Source organism: Halomonas sp. R57-5, assembly GCF_900070345.1.
Classification (GTDB): Bacteria; Pseudomonadota; Gammaproteobacteria; order Pseudomonadales; family Halomonadaceae; genus Vreelandella; species Vreelandella ventosae_B.
In genome coordinates this window covers 1822494-1845761 of sequence record NZ_LN813019.1, presented here as the reverse complement: position 1 = coordinate 1845761, position 23268 = coordinate 1822494, and the positions used below count along the sequence as shown (strand labels likewise).

The 23268-nt window shown below is 55.0% G+C and carries 19 protein-coding genes; 7 read left to right on the top strand and 12 right to left on the bottom strand.

Annotated features, from left to right (window positions below):
- The first annotated feature begins 44 nt into the window (after nt 1-44).
- On the top strand, nt 45-950 hold the full coding sequence (locus HALO_RS08420; protein ID WP_035584142.1) for a LysR substrate-binding domain-containing protein: 906 nt from the start codon (nt 45-47) through the stop codon (nt 948-950).
- 34 nt (nt 951-984) lie between these two features.
- On the opposite strand, the gene HALO_RS08415 is transcribed toward HALO_RS08420, so the two are convergent.
- Together HALO_RS08415 and HALO_RS08410 are read right to left on the bottom strand one after the other, a co-directional pair.
- Nucleotides 985-1830, bottom strand: coding sequence for a DNA/RNA non-specific endonuclease (locus HALO_RS08415; protein ID WP_035584144.1), 846 nt, complete (start codon nt 1828-1830; stop codon nt 985-987).
- A gap of 104 nt (nt 1831-1934) precedes the next feature.
- Complete coding sequence (locus HALO_RS08410) at nt 1935-2210, bottom strand: Lrp/AsnC family transcriptional regulator (protein WP_008958975.1); 276 nt, start codon at nt 2208-2210, stop codon at nt 1935-1937.
- Between the two features lie 374 nt (nt 2211-2584).
- Between HALO_RS08410 and HALO_RS08405 the strand changes: the two genes are divergently transcribed.
- Nucleotides 2585-2899, top strand: coding sequence for a high-potential iron-sulfur protein (locus HALO_RS08405; protein ID WP_035584146.1), 315 nt, complete (start codon nt 2585-2587; stop codon nt 2897-2899).
- Between the two features lie 125 nt (nt 2900-3024).
- Here HALO_RS08405 and HALO_RS08400 read toward each other — a convergent pair whose 3' ends face one another.
- The 5 genes from HALO_RS08400 to HALO_RS08380 all read right to left on the bottom strand — a co-directional run bounded on the left by HALO_RS08400 (nt 3025) and on the right by HALO_RS08380 (nt 11416).
- On the bottom strand, nt 3025-4593 hold the full coding sequence (locus HALO_RS08400) for a SpoVR family protein (RefSeq protein WP_035584149.1): 1569 nt from the start codon (nt 4591-4593) through the stop codon (nt 3025-3027).
- 41 nt (nt 4594-4634) lie between these two features.
- On the bottom strand, nt 4635-5924 hold the full coding sequence (locus HALO_RS08395) for a YeaH/YhbH family protein (RefSeq protein ID WP_035584156.1): 1290 nt from the start codon (nt 5922-5924) through the stop codon (nt 4635-4637).
- Between the two features lie 35 nt (nt 5925-5959).
- Nucleotides 5960-7882 (bottom strand): PrkA family serine protein kinase, encoded by a 1923-nt coding sequence (locus tag HALO_RS08390; protein ID WP_050713306.1) that lies wholly within the window; start codon nt 7880-7882, stop codon nt 5960-5962.
- Between the two features lie 293 nt (nt 7883-8175).
- Nucleotides 8176-9222 (bottom strand): threonine aldolase family protein, encoded by a 1047-nt coding sequence (locus tag HALO_RS08385; RefSeq protein WP_035584163.1) that lies wholly within the window; start codon nt 9220-9222, stop codon nt 8176-8178.
- Nucleotides 9223-9394: 172 nt separating this feature from the next.
- Nucleotides 9395-11416: an NADPH-dependent 2,4-dienoyl-CoA reductase gene (locus tag HALO_RS08380; RefSeq protein WP_050713305.1), complete on the bottom strand. Its 2022-nt coding sequence runs from the start codon at nt 11414-11416 to the stop codon at nt 9395-9397.
- 181 nt (nt 11417-11597) lie between these two features.
- Between HALO_RS08380 and HALO_RS08375 the strand changes: the two genes are divergently transcribed.
- Complete coding sequence (locus HALO_RS08375; protein ID WP_035584169.1) at nt 11598-12512, top strand: DMT family transporter; 915 nt, start codon at nt 11598-11600, stop codon at nt 12510-12512.
- A gap of 42 nt (nt 12513-12554) precedes the next feature.
- Nucleotides 12555-14123 (top strand): carbon-nitrogen hydrolase family protein, encoded by a 1569-nt coding sequence (locus HALO_RS08370; protein WP_035584172.1) that lies wholly within the window; start codon nt 12555-12557, stop codon nt 14121-14123.
- Between the two features lie 126 nt (nt 14124-14249).
- Here HALO_RS08370 and HALO_RS08365 read toward each other — a convergent pair whose 3' ends face one another.
- From HALO_RS08365 to HALO_RS08350, 4 genes are all read right to left on the bottom strand, one after another.
- Nucleotides 14250-14549, bottom strand: coding sequence for an MGMT family protein (locus tag HALO_RS08365; protein ID WP_022522712.1), 300 nt, complete (start codon nt 14547-14549; stop codon nt 14250-14252).
- 53 nt (nt 14550-14602) lie between these two features.
- A complete protein-coding gene (locus tag HALO_RS08360) occupies nt 14603-15211 on the bottom strand; it encodes an FMN-dependent NADH-azoreductase (RefSeq protein ID WP_035584174.1) in 609 nt (202 codons plus the stop codon).
- A 198-nt stretch (nt 15212-15409) separates the two neighbouring features.
- On the bottom strand, nt 15410-16858 hold the full coding sequence (locus HALO_RS08355; protein ID WP_035584176.1) for an alanine/glycine:cation symporter family protein: 1449 nt from the start codon (nt 16856-16858) through the stop codon (nt 15410-15412).
- A 104-nt stretch (nt 16859-16962) separates the two neighbouring features.
- On the bottom strand, nt 16963-17826 hold the full coding sequence (locus tag HALO_RS08350; RefSeq protein WP_035584179.1) for a LysR substrate-binding domain-containing protein: 864 nt from the start codon (nt 17824-17826) through the stop codon (nt 16963-16965).
- A 180-nt stretch (nt 17827-18006) separates the two neighbouring features.
- Here HALO_RS08350 and HALO_RS08345 point away from each other — a divergent pair, with 180 nt between their 5' ends.
- The 3 genes from HALO_RS08345 to HALO_RS08335 all read left to right on the top strand — a co-directional run bounded on the left by HALO_RS08345 (nt 18007) and on the right by HALO_RS08335 (nt 20993).
- Nucleotides 18007-19182, top strand: a complete 1176-nt coding sequence (locus HALO_RS08345; protein ID WP_035584182.1) for a TauD/TfdA family dioxygenase — start codon at nt 18007-18009, stop codon at nt 19180-19182.
- A gap of 75 nt (nt 19183-19257) precedes the next feature.
- Nucleotides 19258-20196, top strand: coding sequence for an ABC transporter substrate-binding protein (locus HALO_RS08340; protein WP_035584185.1), 939 nt, complete (start codon nt 19258-19260; stop codon nt 20194-20196).
- 77 nt (nt 20197-20273) lie between these two features.
- Entirely contained in the window at nt 20274-20993 is a 720-nt protein-coding gene (locus tag HALO_RS08335) for a TVP38/TMEM64 family protein (protein ID WP_035584187.1), read from the top strand.
- Here HALO_RS08335 and HALO_RS08330 read toward each other — a convergent pair.
- The gene (locus HALO_RS08330) at nt 20975-23221 is read right to left on the bottom strand and encodes a glycosyltransferase (protein WP_035584189.1); all 2247 of its coding nucleotides are present in this window, start codon (nt 23219-23221) and stop codon (nt 20975-20977) included. The two genes, HALO_RS08335 and HALO_RS08330, sit on opposite strands and share 19 nt — an antisense overlap.
- Nucleotides 23222-23268: the final 47 nt, after the last annotated feature.

Sequence of the window (23268 nt, the reverse complement as noted above, 5' to 3'; positions counted from 1 at the left end):
GTGGTATGCTGGAAACTACTACTCGTTATTTTAAGGCTTGATTCATGCGTGATGCTTTACCGCCGCTATCTTGCCTGCGCGCCTTTGAAGTTGCCGCACGATACTGCAGTTTTACGCAGGCGGGAAACGAGCTAAATCTTTCGCAAAGCGCCGTGAGCCGACAGATCAAGCGCCTTGAGCATGACCTAGGGCGGCTTCTTTTTGAACGCCATCCTGAAGGACTGCGACTCACCCCAACCGGCGAGCGATACTTTCGTATTGTGCAACGACTATTGCGCGATCTGGGCGATGAAACTGCACGCCTGAGGCGCCGCGGAGATGACAGACAGCTGACCCTCGCCTCAAGCCCGACCATTGCTTCGATCTGGTTGGCACGCCAGTTGCCCGACTTTCAGCGCGCTTACCCTAATATCGAAATTCGCATATTGACGGTAGAAGATCCACACCGCCTTGATCTGGCGGAGTTTGACCTGGGTATTTATTACCATGTACCCAATGAAGTCGATCCTCCAGGTCTTTTAGCAGATGCTATTTTTGACCATGAAATGGTAGCCGCCGTTTGTAGCCCCATTTACCTGGAACGCCATGGCAATGGCATTGAACCTGAGCAACTGCCTACGAATCACACGCTTATGGTGGTGGAAGACCATTACCATGACTGGCTAAGCTGGGAAATATGGTTCCGTGAACTTGGCCTGAAGTGGCAGACCCCGCTGCATACGCTGCGCGCCAACAGCTTCCAACTACTGATGAATGCTACTTTGGCTGGCCAGGGAGTGACTTTAGGCTGGATGCGGCTTTTAGATGCCGAACTTCGACAAGGGAACCTTGTTCAGGCACTGCCACTCAGCATACCCAGCAGGGGAAAACTATCGCTTTTTACACCCCAGCACCGACACCTGACAGACCCTATGCGCGCCTTCCGCCATTGGGTGCTGGATACAAACTAATCCAATAGATATCAGCTACTAAGCACTTAAACTACTATTGATATCGCCCTGGTTTCTTTGCAACTGCCTCAAGCGCCCACCCTTGCGTGCGCAGCTCGCCTTCTAGTACTGCTTCCACCGCTGGTGTCAGATCAGGGAAGAAGTTAAGCCCTGTACGCGCTTCAATTTCATCGATGGTCACTAAGTAGTCATCTAACGGCTCATTGCCGCGCACGTCTTGCGGCATGATGAAGGCCAGCGCTAAAGGCCCTTCGCTATGCGGCACCACGATAATCTTATAAAACGCCTCTGGGACTTCTACCAAACCCACGCGATTAAACACGTTATCCATAAAGTGCTCGGGAAACACCGGCCCGGTGATCACCTGCAAGCGATCAAAACGCGGCGCAAAATGATCCATGACCGCTTCTTCCAACCGCTGCCAGAGCTGTCGGTTCAAATTGGGCCGCTGCGGGGTCATATTGCTCATTAGAAAGGTATCGACCTGGGCGCTGCGTCCATGCACGGCGGCGATGGCGTAGTTGGGCGCCAAGTGGCCTCGGTCGTAGCCGCTACCCGCATAGCTGTCGGTGCCCACAGGCCATAGCGTGCGCCAATCGGCTTGAAAATTAGGCCGCGAACCGATGCGAGAATCGTCTACCGCTGCAACCTGATAGCTGACCCATAGCGGATTGACCCGCACATCGGACCAGCCAACCAAGTAGCCATCATTGCGCAACACCCTGTGCATTGTCGTGGGGCTAAACTCTTCCCAGGTGGGCACCCCCATCCAAGTGTAGGCATCTTTATGCTGGCGCTCCTGAAACTCCCACAGCCCTGTGCCAACGACGACAAATAGCACGGCGATGCCTAAGCGTCGCCCCTGCCGACGCCAGCTCAAAAGCGATGTTCCCAACAGACTTTCCCCTTTTTAATGCTTATTTAGCGCTTTGCATTTGTTAATACGCTAGTGGTCGTTGTGCGAGTTACCCAAGCAATAAAAGGTTACCAACCCAAAGAGAACATGGTTTCAAGATCGTGACGAGAGTGAACCTGCATGGCATTGAGGGTTTCTGTATCGCTAATCCCTTCCACGGCGTTTAAGCGCTCAGTCACCAGCTCGGCCAGGCTTTCAAAATCACGGGTGCGGGCAATCGCGACAAGGTCGTAGCGGCCACAGGTGGAGTAAACCTCACTGATCCCCTCCACATCGGCCAGCCGCTCGGCCACAGCCTTGACCTGGCCTTTGTCGGTATTGATTAAAATGACTGCGTTTTGCATGGCGCGCCTCTTTAGAGAAAAAATACTCAAAAAAATAGTTTAGAGAAAATAGCCATAAAAATAGCCACAAACCGTCGTGTTAAAGCTGGTCAGAGTATAGCAGCGACGGGGAAGCGAGCGCAGCACCCAACGACAGCGTGACCAATTGTCGCTATACCAGCAGCAGTATTCGCACAACCCTTGTACATCCGCTAGCATGTAGTTGAAGTATAGGATTAGAAGATATGGCTGGTTGAAAATAACTGGTTGAAAAATACAGCTGATTAAAAGATGTAGCAGAGAGCTCCGGCTTGTAAGATTATGCGGAGCATCAAGAGGTGGATAACCACCCGATAACGTGACCAAACGTCAGACCGTGACGATAAGGAGAAATCATGGCTAATAAAAGCCGTCGTGACTTCATGCGCAACAGCATGTTGGGCCTTGCCGCCCTTCCTCTGGGTGCTGGTATTCTTTCCAAGACTGCTTTCGCTCAGGAACTGCCGCGTCTTGATCCTTCCGCAACCAATGCCCAAGCGCTTAACTATGTAGAAGAAGCTAGCGAAGCCAGCGATCACCCGGCTTATGAAGAGGGTGAGCGTTGTGATAACTGTATGTTCTACAATGCAGACAATGAGGGTTGCCAGCTATTTCCAGAGAACAGCGTAGCACCTGCCGGCTGGTGCCAATCCTGGACCGCCCAAGCGTAAGCGTCTCATGCTTAATAGCTGTATCAACACCACTACCCCGCCTTTTGAGCGGGGTAGTTTTTTTAAGATCAGCGGTTTTGAAGACCAAGGGCTTGAAGACCAAGGGCTTGAAGACCAAAGGTTAGCTAAGATACCGGACTTTCATCCTCTATCGGCCAGTGAAAACGCCGCGTTACACGCCCCTCTTCCAGAGAGACAAGATGAACGGGAAATCCCCACAGCTGCTGCAAATGGCGAATCACTGGATAAACGCTGCGCCCTAATGGTCGGCGACTATCCTGAACGTGGTGAAGCGTCAAAGAGCGATCCCCACGAATAGCCGCTTCAACGACTTGGATATTGGGTTCGCGGACCGAGAGTGCGTACTGAGTGGCAAGCGCTTCACGCACCTGACGGTAGCCCTGTTCGTTATGAATCGCTGCGACTTCAAGGGTCTCCACCTGATCGTCATCCACGACTAAAAATAGCTTATGGTCACGCATCACTTTCGGCGATAGAAACTGCTGAATAAACGACTCATCCTTGAAGTTGCGCATTGCAAACTCCAGCGTATCCCGCCATGGCGATCCTGCTATATCAGGAAACCATTCGCGATCCTCATCGGTAGGCGCTTCACAGATCCGCTTAATGTCCATAAAGATCGCGAAGCCCAGAGCATAGGGGTTAATCCCACTGAAGTGTGGGTTATCAAAATCAGGTTGGTTAATGACTGCTGCGTGAGACTGCAAAAACTCCAGCATCAATCCTTCATCGACATTGCCATCGTCGTAGAGGCGATTCATCAACGTGTAGTGCCAGAAACACGCCCAGCCCTCATTCATGACCTGTGTTTGCCGTTGAGGGTAAAAATATTGCGCAAGCTTGCGCACAATGCGCACTATTTCACGCTGCCAGGGCGCCAAAAGCGGGGCGTTTTTCTCAATAAAGTAGAGCAGGTTCTCCTGGGGCTCCGGAGGGTAGCGCCCGCCACTATGCAGCCCGAGCGGATCATCCTCTTCGGGTAATAAACTGCCTGGTAACCGTTCGCCGTGCTCAGCGTTATCGGGAATCGTACGCCACAGCAAGTTTACCTGGGTTTGCAGGTAGCTTTCGCGCTCATCCTGGCGCTTAGCTTCCTCTTCGGCAGAAATCGGCGAGGGGCGTTTATAACGGTCGACACCGTAGTTTTGCAGTGCATGGCAGGCATCTAGCAGCTGCTCAACGGCCTGCACACCGTGGCGCTCTTCACACTTGGCAATATACTGTCGCGCGAACACTAGGTAATCAACAATTGAAGAGGCGTCGGTCCAGGTGCGGAATAGATAGTTACCCTTAAAAAAAGAGTTGTGACCATAGCAGGCGTGGGCCATCACCAGCACCTGCATCATCAGCGTATTCTCCTCCATCAAGTAGGCGATGCAGGGGTCAGAATTAATCACTAGCTCATAGGCCAGGCCCATTTGGCCACGTTTATAAGCCTGCTCAACGGCCAGGAATTGCTTGCCAAACGACCAGTGATGATAGCCCACCGGCATGCCGACACTGGCGTAGGCGTCCATCATTTGCTCGGTTGTGATGACTTCTATCTGGTTGGGATAGGTGTCCAACCGATACTCATCGGCGAGTCTGGCCAGCTCCGCATCAAAACGCTCCAGCACGCTGAAGTTCCAATCAGAGCCGGTGGCAATCGGCTTACGCTTGCGGGTCGCACTCATAGCCCACTCCTCTGCACACGGTCACTAACCTGTATATAAGGTCACTGGGACTGGCTTAAGCGACGCTTAAACAGTTCACGAAAGACCGGATAAATATCGCCCGCCTCCACGATTTGGCGCATGGCAAAGCGTTCGGGGAACTCTTTCACCACGCTTTCATACTCCTGCCACAGCGACTGATGGTCGTGGGGCGTGATTTCCACGTAGGCGTAGTACTGCAGCTGCGGCATAAGCTGTTTGACCAGTAAGTCGCGGCAGATATTCGAGTCATCGTCCCAGTTGTCGCCATCAGATGCCTGGGCCACATACAGATTCCATTGGCCAACGGGATAGCGCTTTTCGATGATTTTATTCACCAGATTCAGCGCACTGGAAACTATCGTGCCGCCGGTTTCCCTTGAGTAGAAAAACTCCTCCTCGCTAACCTCGCGGGCGGCCGTATGGTGTCGAACAAACACCAGCTCGACTTTCTCGTAGTGCTTCTCCAAGAACAGATAGAGCAGCAGGAAAAACCGCTTGGCGATGTCTTTATGGTTTTGGGTCATTGAGCCGGAGACATCCATGACGCAAAACATCACTGCTTGATTGGAGGGCTGCGGCTGGGCGCTTAGTTGGTGGTAGCGCAGGTCGTAGGTGTCAATAAACGGCACCCCGGCGATGCGCTTCTCCAGGCGCTCAATTTCGGCTTTCAGCTCAGTGATGCGGGCAGGGTTGCGCAGCACTGGGTCTTTGCGCTCTTCGGCCTCCAGCGCTTCCTGCGCCTCTTTTAGCGCCCGCTTAATCGGCGCGCGCATGGCAATGCGCCGGGCATAGGCCTCACGCATCGAGCGGGTAATGCTAATTCGAGAGGGTACGCCATCGCGGGAGAGCCCCGCCCGCACCATCTTGACCTCTTCCAGCGATTTTAGCGGCTTGCGCTGCAGATGGGGTAGCTCCAGACCGTCGAATACAAACTCCAAAAACTCTTCGCGGCTAAGCGTAAAGGCGAACTCATCAACGCCTTCGCCCTGATTGGAGGCGCCGCCCTCGCCTGCGCCACTGCCGCCGCCCTGGCCGCTAGGGCGGCGGATTTTATCACCGGCGACAAACTCTTTGTTGCCCGGCGAGACAATATTGCGTGCCCCGCCGGGGCCATGTTGAAATACTGGCTCAGAGATATCCTTAGCCGGTATCGAGATTTTCTCACCGCGCTCCATATCGGTAATCGAGCGGCGGTTAACGGCCTCCTCAACAGAGCGCTTGATATGCTTCCGATAGCGCTCTAAAAAGCGCTGACGATTTACCGCGCTCTTATGCTTAGCGTTAGGCCTGCGATCAATAAAGTAGGTCATACGACCTCCTTAGCTCTTGTCTTAAACGCGGGCCGCTACTGAGACTTGCGCACGCGCAGGTACCATTCGGAAAGTAGCCGAACCTGCTTCTCGGTGTAGCCGCGATCGACCATCCGCGCCACAAAGTCTTCGTGCTTTTTCTGATCCGACCGCGACGCCTTGGCATTAAACGAAATCACCGGCAACAGCTCTTCGGTATTGGCGAACATCTTGTGCTCGATAACGCCTTTGAGCTTTTCATAGGACTGCCAGCTGGGGTTCATACCGTTGTTTTGCGCCCGCGCCCGCAATACAAAGTTGACCACCTCGTGACGGAAATCTTTGGGGTTCGAGATACCCGCGGGTTTCTCGATTTTCTCCAGTTCTTCGTTGAGCGCCTGGCGGTTTAGCAACTCGCCGGTTTCGTGGTCGCGGTACTCCTGATCCTGAATCCAGAAATCGGCGTAAGTGACATAGCGGTCAAAGATGTTTTGGCCATATTCGCTGTAGGATTCGAGATAAGCGGTCTGGATCTCTTTGCCAATAAAGTCCACATAGCGAGGCGCCATATACTCTTTGATAAAGCCCAAGTAGCGCTCAAMCACTTCTGATGGCAGCTGTTCGCGCTCCAGCGCCTGCTCCAACACGTACAGCAAGTGCACTGGGTTAGCCGCTACTTCGGTGCTGTCAAAGTTGAAGACCTTGGAGAGAATCTTGAACGCAAAGCGGGTAGAGAGCCCCTGCATACCCTCGTCCACACCTGCGGCGTCGCGATACTCCTGAATCGACTTGGCGCGAGGATCGGTGTCTTTCAGATTTTCACCGTCGTAGACGCGCATTTTCGAGTAGATATTGGAGTTTTCCGGCGCCTTGAGTCGTGACAGTACCGAGAACTGGGCCAACATGCGCAGCGTATCCGGTGCGCAGGGCGCGGCGTTAAGCGAAGAGTCTTCGAGCAGTTTTTGATAGATCTTGATCTCTTCGGTGACCCGCAGGCAGTAAGGCACTTTGACGATATACACCCGATCAAGAAACGCCTCGTTATTGCGGTTGTTGCGAAACGCCTGCCATTCCGACTCATTGGAGTGGGCCAGAATCACGCCATCAAAGGGAATAGCCCCCATACCTTCGGTGGGGTTGTAGTTGCCCTCCTGGGTGGCGGTTAACAGTGGATGCAGCACCTTGATCGGTGCCTTAAACATCTCCACAAACTCCATCAGCCCCTGATTTGAACGGCATAAACCTCCGGAGAAGCTGTAGGCATCCGGATCGTCCTGGGAGTAAAGCTCCAATTGGCGAATATCGACTTTACCCACCAGTGACGAAATATCCTGGTTGTTCTCATCCCCCGGCTCGGTTTTGGAAATCGCGATCTGGTTAAGCCGTGAAGGGTACAAACGCACTACCCGGAACTGGGAGATATCGCCGCCGTACTCTTTCAGCCGTTTTGCCGCCCAGGGCGACATCACGCTGCGTAAATAGCGCTGTGGAATGCCGTACTCTTTCTCCAGCAGTTCGCCATCCTCTTCGGGGGAGAACAGACCCAGCGGCGACTCGTAAACCGGTGAACCCTTAATGGCATAAAACGGGATGCGCTCCATGAGCAGTTTTAGACGCTCAGCGAGTGACGATTTACCGCCACCTACCGGGCCAAGCAGGTAAAGGATCTGCTTGCGTTCTTCCAGCCCTTGCGCCGCATGGCGGAAGTAGGACACGATCTGCTCAATGGCCTCCTCCATGCCGTGAAACTCAGCAAAGGCAGGGTAGCGGCGAATCACTTTATTAGAAAAAATACGTGATAGACGCGGGTCTTTCGCCGTGTCGATCACTTCAGGCTCGCCTATGGCTTCCAGCATGCGCTCGGAGGCGCTGGCATAAACCTTCGGATCACGGCGACAAAGCGCCAAGTACTCCTCAAGGCTCATGTCCTCTTGCTGAACGCGGGAAAAACGGTCTTGAACGTGATCAAAGATGCTCATGGAACTCTCCTGTGGCCCATCCCCAGGCAGTCACCGCAAAGCCAAGTGTCTCGCAACGGTGTGCCAAACGAGGTGTCGCTTTTTTAGCGTAGTCAGCATTAGCAAAAAGTGATGACTAAAACCTTCAACGCTGCGGCGATACAGATAAGAGAATTATTCAGGCGAATAGTTGCGTTAGTCCACGCATCATCAATAAACGCAAGGCACTCAACCAGCGACGCCGCTGCCATTGGCAGCGGCGTCGCTAGGTCGTAAGCGCCAAACCGTGGCGAAAAAGCGGTTATCTGTCGGCTTTAACCCTCGAGTACTGAACGAATATCGGCCAACAGCTCATCTAACAGTTCAACGGTAGTGTTCCAAGCACAAACAAAACGGGCACCGCCTGCGCCAATAAAGGTATAGAAGGTCCACCCTTTGGCTTTCAACGCTTCAATCGCCGAAAGCGGCAATTCAACGAACACACTATTGGCTTGGGTAGGAAACATTAGCGATACGCCGGGTAGCGCCTGCAGCCCTTCCGATAGGTAGCGCGCCATCTCGTTGGCATGCTGGGCGTTGGTTAGCCAGGCACCACTTTCAAGCAACCCTAACCAGGGGGCAGATACAAAGCGCATTTTTGAGGCCAACTGCCCAGCCTGCTTGCAGCGGTAGGAGAAGTCCTCGGCCAGCTCCCGATTAAAGAACAGGATCGCTTCGCCAAACGCTAGGCCGTTTTTGGTACCCGAGAAACATAGCGCATCCACGCCTACCTGCCAGGTAAGTTCAGCCGGGGTGGCATTAAGGCTAGCGCAGGCGTTGGCAAAACGGGCGCCGTCCATATGTAGGCGCAGGTCATGTTTATCGGCGATGGCGCGAATCGCCATCAGCTCTTCACGGGAGTAGAGCGTGCCGACTTCGGTGGCTTGGGTGAGTGATACCACTTTAGGCTTGGGGTAGTGAATATCGCTGCGCTTGGTGACCAGCGCTTCAATGCCTTCCGGGGTGAGCTTGCCGTTGGCGCCCGGCGAGGTAAGCAGTTTAGCGCCGTTTGAGAAAAACTCCGGACCGCCGCACTCGTCGGTTTCGATATGCGCCAGCTCGTGGCAAATTACGCTATGGTAGCTGCGTCCCATGGCGGAGAGCGCCAGTGAGTTGGCGGCGGTACCGTTGAAAACAAAGAAGACATCGCAGTCGTAGTCAAACATCTCGCGGAAGCGATCCGCGGCACGGGCGGTCCAGAGATCGTTGCCGTAAGCCAAATCATCGCAGCGGTTGGCTTCAAGCAGATATTCCATCGCCTCCGGGCAGATACCGGAGGTGTTATCACTGGCTAAAAATCGCGGGCTACACTCCGAGGTCATGACGACAGTCCTTTTATCTGGCGATCGAACAGCGCGAGCTGGGTGCCACTCGCGCCTTAAATATCTAACTATGCTTAATAGGTAGATTAGTCATTTAGTCTATCGCCATTTATGGGCTAACGTCACCTGCGCTTTTAAGCGCTTCCTTATCAAGTCCCCCCTCTACTCATTTTTACAAGCTCGCGGCCAATCGAGTGCCCTGCTCAATGGCGCGTTTGGCGTCCAGTTCGCTGGCTTCATCCGCGCCGCCAATAATATGTACCGCTGTTCCTGCACGTTCCAGCGGCGCCAGCAGATCACGCACCGACTCCTGCCCGGCGCACACGACAATGCTGTCAACGGCGAGCACTTGATCGACGCCGTCGCGACGAATGTGCAGCCCCCCATCGTCGATTTTGAGGTATTCGCAGCCGGTAAGGGTTTTCACTCCGCGCTGCTTAAGCGATGCCCGGTGTACCCAACCGGTGGTTTTACCCAGATACTTGCCTGGCTTGGAGGTTTTACGCTGTAGCATGACAATTTCGCGGGGAACCACGGGCGCCGTCGGCGCTTTTAAACCGCCCCGCTCGCCGACTGCTAAATCAACGCCCCACTCGTCGCACCATTCGGCAATGTCCAACGCTGGATGGCCTTGGTGCGCCAGCAGTTCCGACACATCAAAACCAATACCTCCTGCGCCAATCACCGCTACTTTACGCCCAACCCGCCCAGGGGATTCAATCGCCTCGGCGTAGCTCAGCACTTTACCGTGGTCGTGACCTGGAAGATTGAGCTCCCGGGGCTGAACGCCGGTGGCCATAACCACCTCATCGAAATCGGCAAGCGCTTCTGCAGTGGCGGTGGTATTCAAACGTACCTCTACCGCATATTTCTCCAGCATTACCCGGTAGTAGCGCAAGGTTTCATTAAACTCCTCTTTACCGGGAATCTTACGCGCATAGTTGAACTGCCCGCCTAGCTCGCTGCGCCGTTCAAACAGCACTACGTTGTGCCCACGGCTGGCCGCCGTCACTGCAGTGGCTAGCCCAGCAGGGCCACCGCCCACTACGGCCACCCGTTTGGGTGTTTGTGTAGGCTCAATGGTCAGTTCGGTTTCGTGGCAGGCCCTGGGATTAACCAAGCAAGACGTCAGCTTTCCGGCAAAGGTGTGATCAAGGCAGGCCTGGTTACAGGCAATGCAGGTATTGATCTCTTCCGCCAGACCCTCCTCGGCTTTGCGAACCCAGGCGGGGTCGGCCAGAAAAGGTCGCGCCATGGAGACCATATCAGCGTGACCTGCCGCCAGTACGCGCTCGGCCACTTCGGGCATATTGATGCGATTGGTGGTGATCAGCGGAATCGATAGCGCCGATTTGATGCGCTTAGTCACTTCAGTAAAGGCAGCCCGGGGCACGCTGGTCACAATGGTCGGCACCCGAGCTTCGTGCCAGCCGATGCCGGTATTGATGACATTCGCCCCGGCAGCCTCGACCGCTTGGCCCAGCGTAACGACCTCTTCCCAAGTGCTGCCCTCTTCCACCAGATCAATCATCGAAAGGCGGAAGATAATCACAAAACGCTCGCCCACCGCCGCGCGGACCCGACGGACAATCTCGACAGCAAAGCGCATACGGTTCTCAAAGGCCCCGCCCCACTCATCGTCACGCTGGTTGGTCCGCTGGCAGATAAACTGATTGATCAGGTAGCCTTCTGATCCCATGATTTCTMCACCATCGTAACCCGCCTGTTGAGCAAGCTTGGCACAGCGAACATAGTCGGCGATTTGCTGCTCGACTTCATCGCTGCTCAGCGCCCGAGGCATAAAGGGGTTGATAGGCGCTTGAATGGCCGAAGGTGCAACCAAGTCCGGCGAGTAAGCGTAACGCCCGGCGTGGAGAATCTGCATACATAGGTGGCCGCCCTCCGCATGCACCGCATCAACGACCCCTCGGTGTTCTGGCAACTGCGCTTCGTTCACAAGCGCGTTGGCTCCCTGGAACACCGCACCCTCTGGATTAGGCGCGATACCGCCGGTGACGATCAGGCTAACCCCTTCCCGCGCCCGCTCAGCATAAAAAGCTGCTAAGCGTTCAAAGCCATTGGGTGCTTCTTCCAAGTTAGTGTGCATTGAGCCCATTAAAACGCGGTTGGGCAGCGTTAAATGGCCAATAGTCAGCGGGCGGAACAGATGCGGATAGGCGGGCGCACGGGTCATCACGGGTCTCCTTGATATTATTAGTAGCACGGTTAAAGCATATTCAAACAAGCGTATGACATACTCGCCGCAACGTACAGACCTTTACCTACCTGAATATTGCCAGATTTGCCGAGCTACCCTCTTGCCCAGCGTGCGAATCCGCGTCACATTACCCGGCTAACGATAAGGAACCGTTGCTATGCCCTTGATGTATTTTTTGCCGCCGCTCGCCACCGTGCTTATCTGGTCGGGCAATATGACCATTAACCAGCTTAGCGTAGGCGCCATCGCGCCAAGCAGCATTGCTTTTCTACGCTGGCTGCTCGCCCTGGCGGTGATGACCCCATTTGTGCTGCCCGCCGTGTTACGCCACCGCGACGAAATCCGTCGCCAGTGGCCTAAGCTTGCGCTATTGGGCTTGCTCGGCATGGGCCTATGGCAAGGGCTGGCCTATGTGGCGGCAGAAACAACCACCGCTACCAATATGGGCATTCTCGCCGCCATGGTGCCGTTGCTCACCGTGCTGCTTAGCGCGCTGATTCTTCGCGAGCCCCCCTCCTTAGGCGGCGTTTTAGGCGGCGTGCTGGCCTTCGTAGGCGTTACCGTACTGCTGGGGCGCGGCAATCCCTTCTCTTTGTTGCAACTGCAGGTCGCCTTTGGCGATGCGCTAATGGTCGTGGCGGCTACTTGTTATGCGCTGTATGGGGTGATGCTTAAACGCTGGTCGATGAACTTACCGCCCTGGGTGATGCTCTACGCTCAGGTCTGTTTTGCGGTGCTGTTCCTGCTCCCTCCCTATTTGATGGGGCCAATGACGCCTATTGATAGCCAAAACATCGGGCTGATTGTTTATGCGGGCATCCCCGCTTCTGTCATCACCACTTTTCTATGGATGCGCGCAGTACGTCAAATTGGCGCCAACCAGTCGAGTATTTTTATCAACTTAATGCCGCTGTTTAGCGCGCTGATAGCGATGGCATTCTTGGGCGAACAGGTGGCGGGGTTCCACATTACCGGGGGACTGCTGATCCTGGCCGGGGTGATCATGGCGCAAACGCTGACACGTCCGTTAACACGCGGTTTAACCTCGGATAAGCCGAGCAGCGCCCGATAATGCTAGAATGGCTGTCGATTTCTAACGCTGGGAAGCCCTGATATGTCCCTGGAAGAACTGCATCTTAATCTGCGCAACCTAATGAGCGATGACTACGATCAGCTCAAGACATTGATGGACGCCGTCTATCACGATATCGGCGGGTCATGGCCGAAGCACACCATCGACAAATTAATTCAGGAATTTCCCGACGGCCAAATTGCCATTGAAGACGACGGCCTTCTGGTGGGCGTAGCGCTCACCGTGCAGGTGGATTACGACGAATTCTCCAACCCGCATAAGTACGATGACCTGATCGGCCATCGCGAGATCATCCTCAACGACGAGGATGGCGACGCCATGTACGGGCTGGATGTGCTGATTCACCCGGATTACCGGGGCTATCGCCTGGGCCGCCGCCTTTACGAAGCACGTAAAGAGCTGTGCCGCTCAATGAACCTGCGGGCGATCCTTGCCGGTGGGCGTATTCCTGAGTACCACCAGCACGCCGATGAGCTCACGCCTGCTCAATACATCGATAAAGTCTCCCGCAAAGAGATCTACGATCCGATTCTGTCTTTCCAGCAGGCCAACGACTTTCAGGTAAAACGCCTACTGCGCAAATACCTGCCGGAAGATGAGCAGTCTCGCGGTTACGCCACCTTGCTTGAGTGGAATAACATTCTGTTTGAGCCCGCGGCCAGCGTGCTCGACAACAAACCGACTCAGGTGCGAGTGGGTGCGGTGCAGTGGCAGATGCGTGAGTTCTCATCGGTAGAAGCCGCGCTACAGCAGATCGAATACTTCGTCGACGCGCTCTCCGACTACCAAAGTGACTTCGCCGTTTTCCCAGAGCTGTTTAACGCGCCGTTGATGGGCCTGCAAGACCGTGCTGCCCAGCAAGATCAAATGGGCGCGATTCGCTTTTTGGCCGGTTTCACCGAACGTTTTAAGACTGAACTGTCGCGTATGGCGGTCTCCTACAATATCAATATTGTCGGCGGCTCGATGATTGAAGTGGGCGACGATGATCGCCTCTACAACATCGCCTACCTGTTCCACCGCGACGGCACCGTTGAGCGCCAAGCCAAGCTGCACATTACCCCCCAAGAGCGCCGCGACTGGGTGATCGAGGGCGGCGATGAGCTGCAGGTGTTTGATACCGACGCAGGCCGCGTAGGCATCCTGATCTGCTACGACGTTGAGTTCCCAGAACTTGGCCGTCTGCTGGCCGACCAGGATATGGACATTCTGTTTGTGCCCTTCTGGACCGACACCAAAAACGGTTACCTGCGGGTGCGCCACTGCAGTCAGGCGCGGGCGATTGAGAACGAGTGCTACGTGGTACTCTGCGGCAGCGTCGGCAACCTGCCCTCGATTGAAAACCTGGATATCCAGTACGCCCAATCAGCGGTGTTCTCGCCGTCGGACTTCGCCTTCCCCCATGATGCGGTACTGGCGGAAACCACGCCCAACACCGAGATGATCTTCTTCTCGGATCTGGATCTAACCCGCCTAACGGTGGTACGAGCCGAAGGTTCGGTGACCAACCTTAAAGACCGCCGCAAGGATCTGTTTGACCTACGCTGGCGTGACTGGTCGTGGAAATCGGGGGCTAATTTGGAGGATTGAATCGTGAATCGTGAATCGTGAATCGTGAATCGTGAATCGTGAGAAGGCTCACCAACGTAATTCATAAATACAACAACGCCGCCCAAATTGGGCGGCGTTGTTGTTTCTAAAAGCGTTTTATATAGTTTAATCAGGCCAGACGAGGTGCGCTGGCACTCGACCTTTGGCATCGAACAACACCCCCTCATCGCGCAATTTGCGGTGCTGGCGTTCTGCGCCGCCGTGATCGGCAAGCTTCAAAGAGGAGGCAATCACGCGGTGCCAGGGCAACTGGTGGCCATCCGGCAGGTGGCGCATCGCCGAACCCACCATGCGCGGCGTGGCGCCTTCGGTCATGGCGGCAATGCGACCATAGGTGGTCACACGCCCAGGCGGAATTTGATCGACAATGGTGTAGATCTGTTCAAGTAATTCCGGCCGAGCCATGTGATTATCCTTCTATGCTTTGAGATATGCCTTGAGAGCGCTTCTAAACGCGCTTAAAGCCCCTCAACCAATTGATCGATCGCTTGAAAAGCTTCTTTTATTGCAGCTTCGCGCTGCTGCTCACCCAAATTCAGGCCTTCAGCATAGACCACGTCTACCTCTTTAATTCCCATCAGCCCTAGCATGGCTTTCAGGTGGGGTGTTTGGCTGTCAAATTCAGTTCCCGCGTACTGTCCACCCCGCGCTGCCAGAATAATCGCTCGCTTGCCTTCTACCAACCCTTGCGGGCCGTTTTCGGTATAGCGGAACGTTTCACCGGCACGCAGTACACGGTCAAACCACGCCTTCAGCTGTGAAGGAATACCCAGGTTGTACATCGGTACCGCAAAGACCAGCACATCATTGGCGCTTAGCTCAGCCAGCAGTTCGTCCGAACGCGCGGCTAACGCCTGCTGCTCAGCGGTACGCTCTGCGTCCACCACTTGCCAAGCCCCCAATTCGCTAATATCCAGGTGAGGGAGCGAGGTTTTCACCACGTCACGCTGAGTAACGTTTACATTGTTGCGGGCGCTCGCCTGCTCGATAAAGCGATTAGCCAACGCAATGGATTGGCCGTTCTCAGCCAGAATAGAAGAGGTAATTACCAGGGCACGGGTCGTCATTGAAAGCTCCAAAAAGTATAGGGAAGGATTGGAAGCTATTCTACGGCGCTTTCCAATATGCAAAAGCGCAACGTTTTCCGACTTGTATTCGATTAAATCGAATCATGTGACGGCCAATAAAAAAGCCCCGCGACGCAAAATGCGAAGCAGGGCACAGCCAGTGTATAAAATGGCTCTACCTCGTTTACTTAAGCTCGATTACTTCTTGGGCCAGGCCTTGGGATCAACTTTATTAACCAGCTTGGGAAAAAGGCTGGGATCAAACACAGGCTCTTTGCCCGCTTTCAACTGCGCTTCGTAGTCGCGGAAGAGTGCGAAAGCTACTGGCGAGAGAAGCAGAATAGCGACAAGGTTAATAATCGCCATCATCCCCATGGAAAGGTCGGCGAAGTTCCAAATCGCCCCCAGGCTTGCCACCGAGCCAATCATAATCATCGCCAGCACCGCTAAGCGGTAAATAAACACGGCAACCGGGGCGCGGCGCCCGGCCAGATACTCAATGTTGGACTCACCGTAGGAGTAGTTGGCAATCACCGAGGTAAACGCAAACAGCAGAATCGCCACCGCGATAAACATACCGCCCCAATCGCCCACATGGCTGGAAAGCGCCATTTGGGTCAACTGAATGCCGTTGTTCTCATCGCCCGCCATCAGCTCCGGCCCCGCCATAATGATGATCGCCGCCGTGGCTGTGCAAATCACCAGCGTATCCAGAAACACCCCGAGCATCTGAATAAAGCCCTGGGCAGCAGGATGATCTGGCCGCGTAGAGGCCGTTGCCGCGGCATTGGGCGCCGAGCCCATACCCGCTTCATTTGAAAACAGCCCGCGCTGAATACCGTTCATAATCGCCTGGGATACCGCGTAGCCTACTGCCCCACCGGCCGCCTGCTCAAAGCCAAAAGCACTGCGCACAATGGTCATGATCGCTGCGGGCAAGTCACTGATATTCAACCCCACTACCACCAGCGCCAGAATTAAGTAGAGCAGCGCCATGAGCGGAACCACCAGTTCAGCCACCTTGGCAATCGACTTCAAACCGCCAAAGATGATCGGCGCCACAATGACCATCAAGACTATCCCCATGGCCCAGGTGGGAATAGCGAACGCCTGTTCCATGGCCTGGGCGATAGAGTTGGCCTGAACGCTGTTAAACGCCAACCCAAAGGCAATAATCAAACAGATAGAGAACAGCACAGCCAGCCAGCGCAAGCCCAAACCACGCTCAATATAACGCGCCGGGCCGCCGCGGAAAGTGTTGTCGCCGTGGTCGGTTTTATACGCCTGGGCCAGGGTGGACTCCACAAAGCTGGTCGCCATCCCAACCATTGCGGTCATCCACATCCAGAAAATGGCCCCAGGGCCACCAAAATAAATAGCCACCGCGACACCCGCCAGGTTACCGGTGCCTACCCGGGCCGCCAGACTTGTTGAGAGCGCTTGAAACGAAGAGATACCGCCGTTTGATTGGCGTGAGCTACGCAGCAGCTTAAACATATGGCCGAAATAGCGCAGCTGAATACCGCGGGTCATCACTGTGAAATAGAGGCCTGCACCAATCAGCAGGTAAATCAGCACGCTGCCCCAGAGCAAGCCGTTGCCGCGATCCACCAGCGATGTCAGCAAAGGAGGAAGGGTAAAGTCCATGAAAATCACGCCTTTTTAAACAATGAAGGCGCATCATTCTTCACGGCTGCACCAAAATGGCAAGAAAATTGGCAAAAAGACCTTAAAACAACAATAACCACTTATCATATTGAATCGCAAAGCCACTGCCACACCAGCGCGGCTTCGTCGCTAACGTGGCGTCGGCTAGGGCGCACCAGCCAGAAGCGTTCATCGCTGGGCACACTCAGCTCAAAAGGTGCCACCAAATCGCTACGCTGCTCCATTAAGCGTCGATGAGTTAACGCAACGCCACCGCCCTGACTAGCAAGCGCCAGCGTCATCACCTGGTTATCGCACGTGAGCGACCAGCACTGCGCTTCCAGATGAGCAACTCCCGCTTCCTGCAGCCACCCCGGCCACCCCACGCCAAACCCCACGGCGTGTAGCAGCGTATGCCCAGCCAAATCGCTTGGCGCGGTTAGCGTCTCAGCTAGGGCTTGCGAGCAAACAGGCAGTAATTGCTCTTCGCCTAGCGGCTGCATTTCGATGCCCGTCCACTCCCCTTTGCCATAGCGAATCTCAATATCCGCCCCTTCGGGGCCAAAGTCATCGGGCCAGATAGCGCTTACCAGACGAATCGCCACTTGGGGGTGAGCGCGATGGAAAGCCATTAAGCGCGGCGCCAGCCAAGACTGCTGAATCGCCGGCGTGGCACGCAGCGTCACCGGCTGCTCTGTCGTACTACCGAATACTTCCAAGGTGCCTTCGCTGATACGCACAAAGGCATCGTGAATGCTCGGCAGCCAGGCTTGCCCGGCGGGGGTGAGGGTTAAGCTGCGCGCATGGCGTACAAACAGCTTCTGCCCCACGCGGTCTTCCAGCAAGCGAACACGCTGACTAATCGCTGCCTGAGTGACGCCCAACTCATTTCCCGCGGCGGTAAAACTCAACGTACGCGCCGCAGATTCAAAGGCTTGTAGCCATAGCAATGGCGGCAACTGGCTCATGGAAAAGAGACCTATAAGTAAAATGACATCTTAGGGGTCAGATTAATCGTTTGTCACTGCCGCGGCTACTCCCCATCCTAGATAGCACTTACGTACACCTTTTATGTAAAGCCCTTTAAGCAAAGCCCTTACATCCATACTGCTGGGGCACTGCCGCTATGGGAGTTACCTGGAGTTATCATGAATAGCGCGTTACAAACCTCACCAACGGCACCCCATTCACCTGAAATGGGCGAACTAAGCCCTTACCAATCAGGCCCGGCACTCACCCACGCGACGCTGACTCAAAAGGGGATGGCACTGGAGTGGCAAGACGGTCAGCAAACCACCCTGCCCCTGCTCTGGCTGCGCGACCACTGCGCCTGCCCGGCCTGCCGTCATCCGCAGACCCGCGAACGGCTCTACTTGCCTCTTGATCCCATCACTGAGCCGCCCAGCGTTGCGCTGACGGAGGGCCACTTACACCTTACCTGGCAGGATGGTCACGTCAGCGCCTTTCATAGCGGCTGGCTATACCAGCGCCGCCCAGAAACCGCGCTTACTTCAGCCGTTCCAAAAGTCGCGCCATGGGAAGATAACTTTGCTCCCGAGCGCATTCGCCATAGCGACTTTTTAACCCCTGAAGGCGAGAAAGCTTGGCTCACTGCCATGCTGCGGGACGGGCTGGCATTGATGACCGATGGCCCCCTGGTGGAAGAGGAAGTGAGCCGTTTAGCCGAGCGTATTGGCCCCCTGCGTGCCACCAACTTTGGTGCCCGCTTTGACGTGCGCTCCAAACCCAACCCCAATAACGCGGCCTATACCGCCGTGGGGCTGCCGCTGCACATCGATCTGCCCAACTGGCGCCAACCGCCGGATATCCAGTTGCTCTACTGCCTGCAAAACGGCGCCACTGGTGGCGAGTCGTTGTTTGCCGATGGTGCGCGTGTGGTCGAGGCCTTGCGCCAGCAAGACCCGGCAGCGCTCGCGATTCTTAGCGAAACGCCCATCGACTTTCGCTTTCAGGATGAAACCCACGATATTTCCATGCGGGCACCGGTGATCACCCTGGATAGCGCGGGTAACCTGGTCGAAATGCGCTTAAACAACTGGATTCGCGATGCGCTTCACCTGCCGGTAGAGCAGATGGAGGCCTGGTACAGCGCCTACGCTCTGTTGTGGAAACTGTTTCACAGCGAAGCCCACCAGCTAGAGTTCACCCTTCTCCCAGGTCAGATGGTCGCCTTTGATAACCGCCGGGTACTGCATGGACGGCGCGAGTTCGACCCCAACAGTGGCGCCCGCCATTTGCAGGGCACCTATTTAGACCGCGATATGCTGGCTTCACGCCTTCGCGTGCTAGCCCGCAACGAGTAACGCGGCATTCATTTATTTAACAACAACCGCTATCCGACAAAAACTGTCGACTATAAAACCAAGCAAGGAGATCTTATGACACACCCCAAACCTCTCGCCTCGGGCATTGCCCTCGCCACCACCGCTCTATTTGCCTCGGCTGCCCAGGCTGATGATCAAACTCTCGATTTTGGCGTGCCTGCTTGGCCCGGCATTACCGTCAAGACCGCCATCGCCGAACAGTTATTGAACCCACTGGGCTACGAGACCAGCACCCAGGAAATCGGCCTGCAAGTGATTTACCAGGGTATAGAAAGCGGCGACATCGACGCCTTTCTAGGGGCTTGGTTGCCTGCCCAGCGTGAGATGTTCGATCCCCGTAAGGAGTCGGGTGTACTGATTGACGTGGCGAATAACGTCGATGGTGCACAAATGACCCTGGCGGTGCCGGAATATCTGTATGAGAGCGGTATTCAAAGTTTTGCTGATCTGGATGAAAATCGCGAACAGTTCGACGGCGAGATCTATGGCTTTGGKGCAGGCTCCGCCGCCAGCGAGATTCTCCACAATGCCATTGATAACGACACTTGGGGCCTAGGCGACTGGCAGATCGTCGATACCAGTGAAGTAGGCATGCTTTCCGCTGCACGTGATGCCATTTCCCGTGAGGAACCGATTGTCTGGGTAGGCTGGACGCCCCACTGGATGAACCTTGAACTGCCCATGCGCTACCTGGAAGACCCCGAAGACCTGTTCGGTGAGAATAATGGTGAAAGCGATGTGCTGACGCTGCTGCGCAGTGATTATGCTGAAGCCAACCCCAATGTGGTGACCTTCTTTGAGCAGTTCACCTTCTCCGCCGAAGAGCAGAGCTGGATGATTCAAGCCTTTGGCCAGGAAGAGCAGGACCTAGCGGATGTGGCCGAGCAGTGGATCAATGAGCACCCAGAGCGTATCGAAGCCATGCTGGCCGACGTTACCACCACCGACGGCGACCCTGCTTGGCCGATCATAGAAGCCCAGCTCAACAACTAACGCTTGGTGTAAAAGCATCTTCATCCCATCGGACGGCTAGCGTATGCTAGCGCTTTTTTGCGCCGATGGGAGTGGGCATGTCGCGAACATTAAGCAAGGGCGTTGGCCTGCTGGTAGCGATCGTGCTGCTAGGTTTTATGTGGAACCTCCTGCAGCGCTACGACCTGCTGAGCTATGACCTACTGAACCAGGCGCGCATTAGCGAGCTGATGGGTTACATTCGCCAGTGGCGAACCGCGCCCTGGATGTTTGCCGCGGTGATGGTCACTTACGCCAGCGCCCTACTGGTAATGTTTCCGCTTAGCTTACTGGTGGTGGTCACAGGCTTACTGTTTGGCCCGATATGGGGGCTGGCATACGCCACGCTAGGCACATTGACCTCGTCGGTTGTGTCTTACTGGGTAGGTCACTGGTTAGGCCGTGAGGCGCTGATGCGTTATGGCGGCCGACATCTACGCGGTTTATCCGGCTATCTATCCAAGCGCGGCATTCGAACCATGACGGTGATTAACCTGCTGCCGCTCGCCCCGTTCACGCTCACCAACATGCTGGCGGGCGCTTTCCACCTTAAGTTTCGCGACTATATGATCGGCTCCACTCTGGGTATCGTGCCGGGGCTGGCGGCAGTGATTCTACTTGGTAGCCAACTAGGTGCACTATTCACCGCCGCGTCGGCCAAAGAGCTCATTCTAGCGGCTGTCGGGCTTGCGGCCGGGGTTGGCCTGTTAATAGGCCTTAGACGTTATGCCAATCAGCGCCAAGCATCAAAAAAGCAGACTCACCGTGAGGGTGAGTGATGCTTGGCCAGCACTTCGGCGTAGAAGTTAGCCACCGCTGAAGCAAAGTTGGCGATATCAAACTCTTCGGCAAAGTGGCTGGCCTGCTTGCCCAACTGCTGGCGTAGCTCTGCGTTATCTTTTAACTCCACCACTTTCTGCCCCCACGCCTGGCGATTTTGCGGTGTTTTGAAGCCGTTGACTCCCTGGCGTACCACGTCATCAATACCGCTGGAACGCACCGCCACCACGGGCAGTCCCGCTGACATCGCCTCAAGGATCACCATGCCCTGGGTTTCAGAGGTGGAGGCAAACACAAACAGATCGCCAAGATGGTAATAAAGCGCCATGCGCTCCGGAGGCACAGCCCCCACCAGGGAGACCTGTGAAGTTAACGTTAAGGTATCGATTTGAGTTTGTATCGCCTCGCGATCTGGCCCATCACCAATCAGCAGCAAATGAAAATCCTCGTGCCCCTGAGACCGAAGCTCGGCGAGGGATTCCAGCATAAAACCGATATTTTTCTCTTTGCTAATCCGCGAAACGCTGATCAATATTTTGCCTGAAGCGCTAACACCTAATTGCTCGCGCAACGCGTCAAGCTCACTCTCATCAACTTGAGAGAAACGCTCGACATCAATGCCCGTAGGCTGCACCAGTGTAGGGGTTTTAACCCCAATCATGCGCAGATACTCTTCTGCCGAATAGGTCGGCACAATTACCCCCTGGCAGCGGTTAGAAAAGCGTTTGATCAGGTAATGCGAGATCAGATTACGAAACAGCGCGCCAGGCAACGGCACAAAGTGGGCATAGTGCTCTAGGCGGGTATGGTAGGTGTAAACCACCGGCACCTTAAGCCGACGGCCCATAAACAGCCCCATGGAACCCAGCCAAAACGGATGATGAACGTGAATAAGATCAGGCTTGAAGACCCTCAGGCAGCGCCGAAACCGCGCGCTAAACGGGTTGGTTAGCCGGAACTCGCGCTTCTGACCAAACGCCATCAGCGTAGGTATGCGCTTTATTGCGCTATCGTCCTGCCACGCTTCTCGATAGCGCGGTACGAACAGCTGAATGGAGTGCCCTAAGGCGCGTAGGCCATTGCGCAAGCGATCCACCGATACCGACACCCCGGAAACAAACGGGAAATAGTTATTGGAGACCATCGCCACGCGCAGTGATTTATCCAGGAAAGGCGTTGGATCAATATCAAAATCGGGATAGTAATCACGATCTTCAAAAATCAGCCGATGCAAACGCAGGGCGAGTAGCGTGAGTACACCTACAATCAGCAAAAACCGCGTGTAGCTAACGTAGAAAAATGCATAAAGCGTCGACCAGACGCTGGTGACCATACGCCACCAGCCGGGGCTATCCACGTTCAATCGCACTGGGGCAATGGCGACATTGTCGCCTGCTACATCGACGATAACATAGTGATGGAAGCTGCTATCGGCATCGATCAGAATACCGCCCGCTCCGCCGGTTGTGACGTAATCCACACCGTTAACCGTCTGCTGGGAGAAGAGGGTTAGGTTAGCGGAGAACACCGTATCAACCCCATGCTCTTCCGCCAGCGCCATAATGCCATCCGCCAGTCGCGGATCATTGAGATAATTGTCCGCTTCAAACAGCGGTGCGTCGCTCACCACATTGTGCAGCGGCAGGCCAACAAACAAAAACTTATGCTGCGCTTCAGAGGCCGCCAGTTCCCGGGATAACCAGTCAAGCTGCCAAGAGGTGGATGACTTTCCGGTACCGTCCAGAAAGATAAAGTGGCTGTTGCCCGCGACAAAGGAGTAAAAGTGCGGGCCAAAGTATTCATAAAACAGGTAGCTACCAAAATCACTGTCTTCATTTTCGCCGTAGGTGAGCAGGTAAGGCACATTAAGCAGCTCCAGACTCCGGTAGATCGCCTGATAGCTCTCCTGCTGCCCCCCATTCACGGCATTCCCCGCCGAAATCAGAAAGTCGATACCGCCCTGGTTAATCAGCGGCACAATCTCATCTTGAAACACGCTCACGGAGTTATTGATATTGCCGACCACCGCAAAGCGGTAGTCGCTTCGCTCCGCTAATACCTCACGAATATTAGCTACTTCCAGGGTATGCACCGATTCAAACTTAGGCTCTGCCACGTACAGCCAGATTTGGTGGGCAATCAGCCCAACCACCAGAGCGAGATTAAGATAGAAGAACAGCCGCAACCAGCGCTGGCGGGAGAGGCGAAGAAAGGAGCGTCGTGGCATTTAAAAGCGCTTTTCAAGGATGAAAATGGAGATATATAACCGCCACA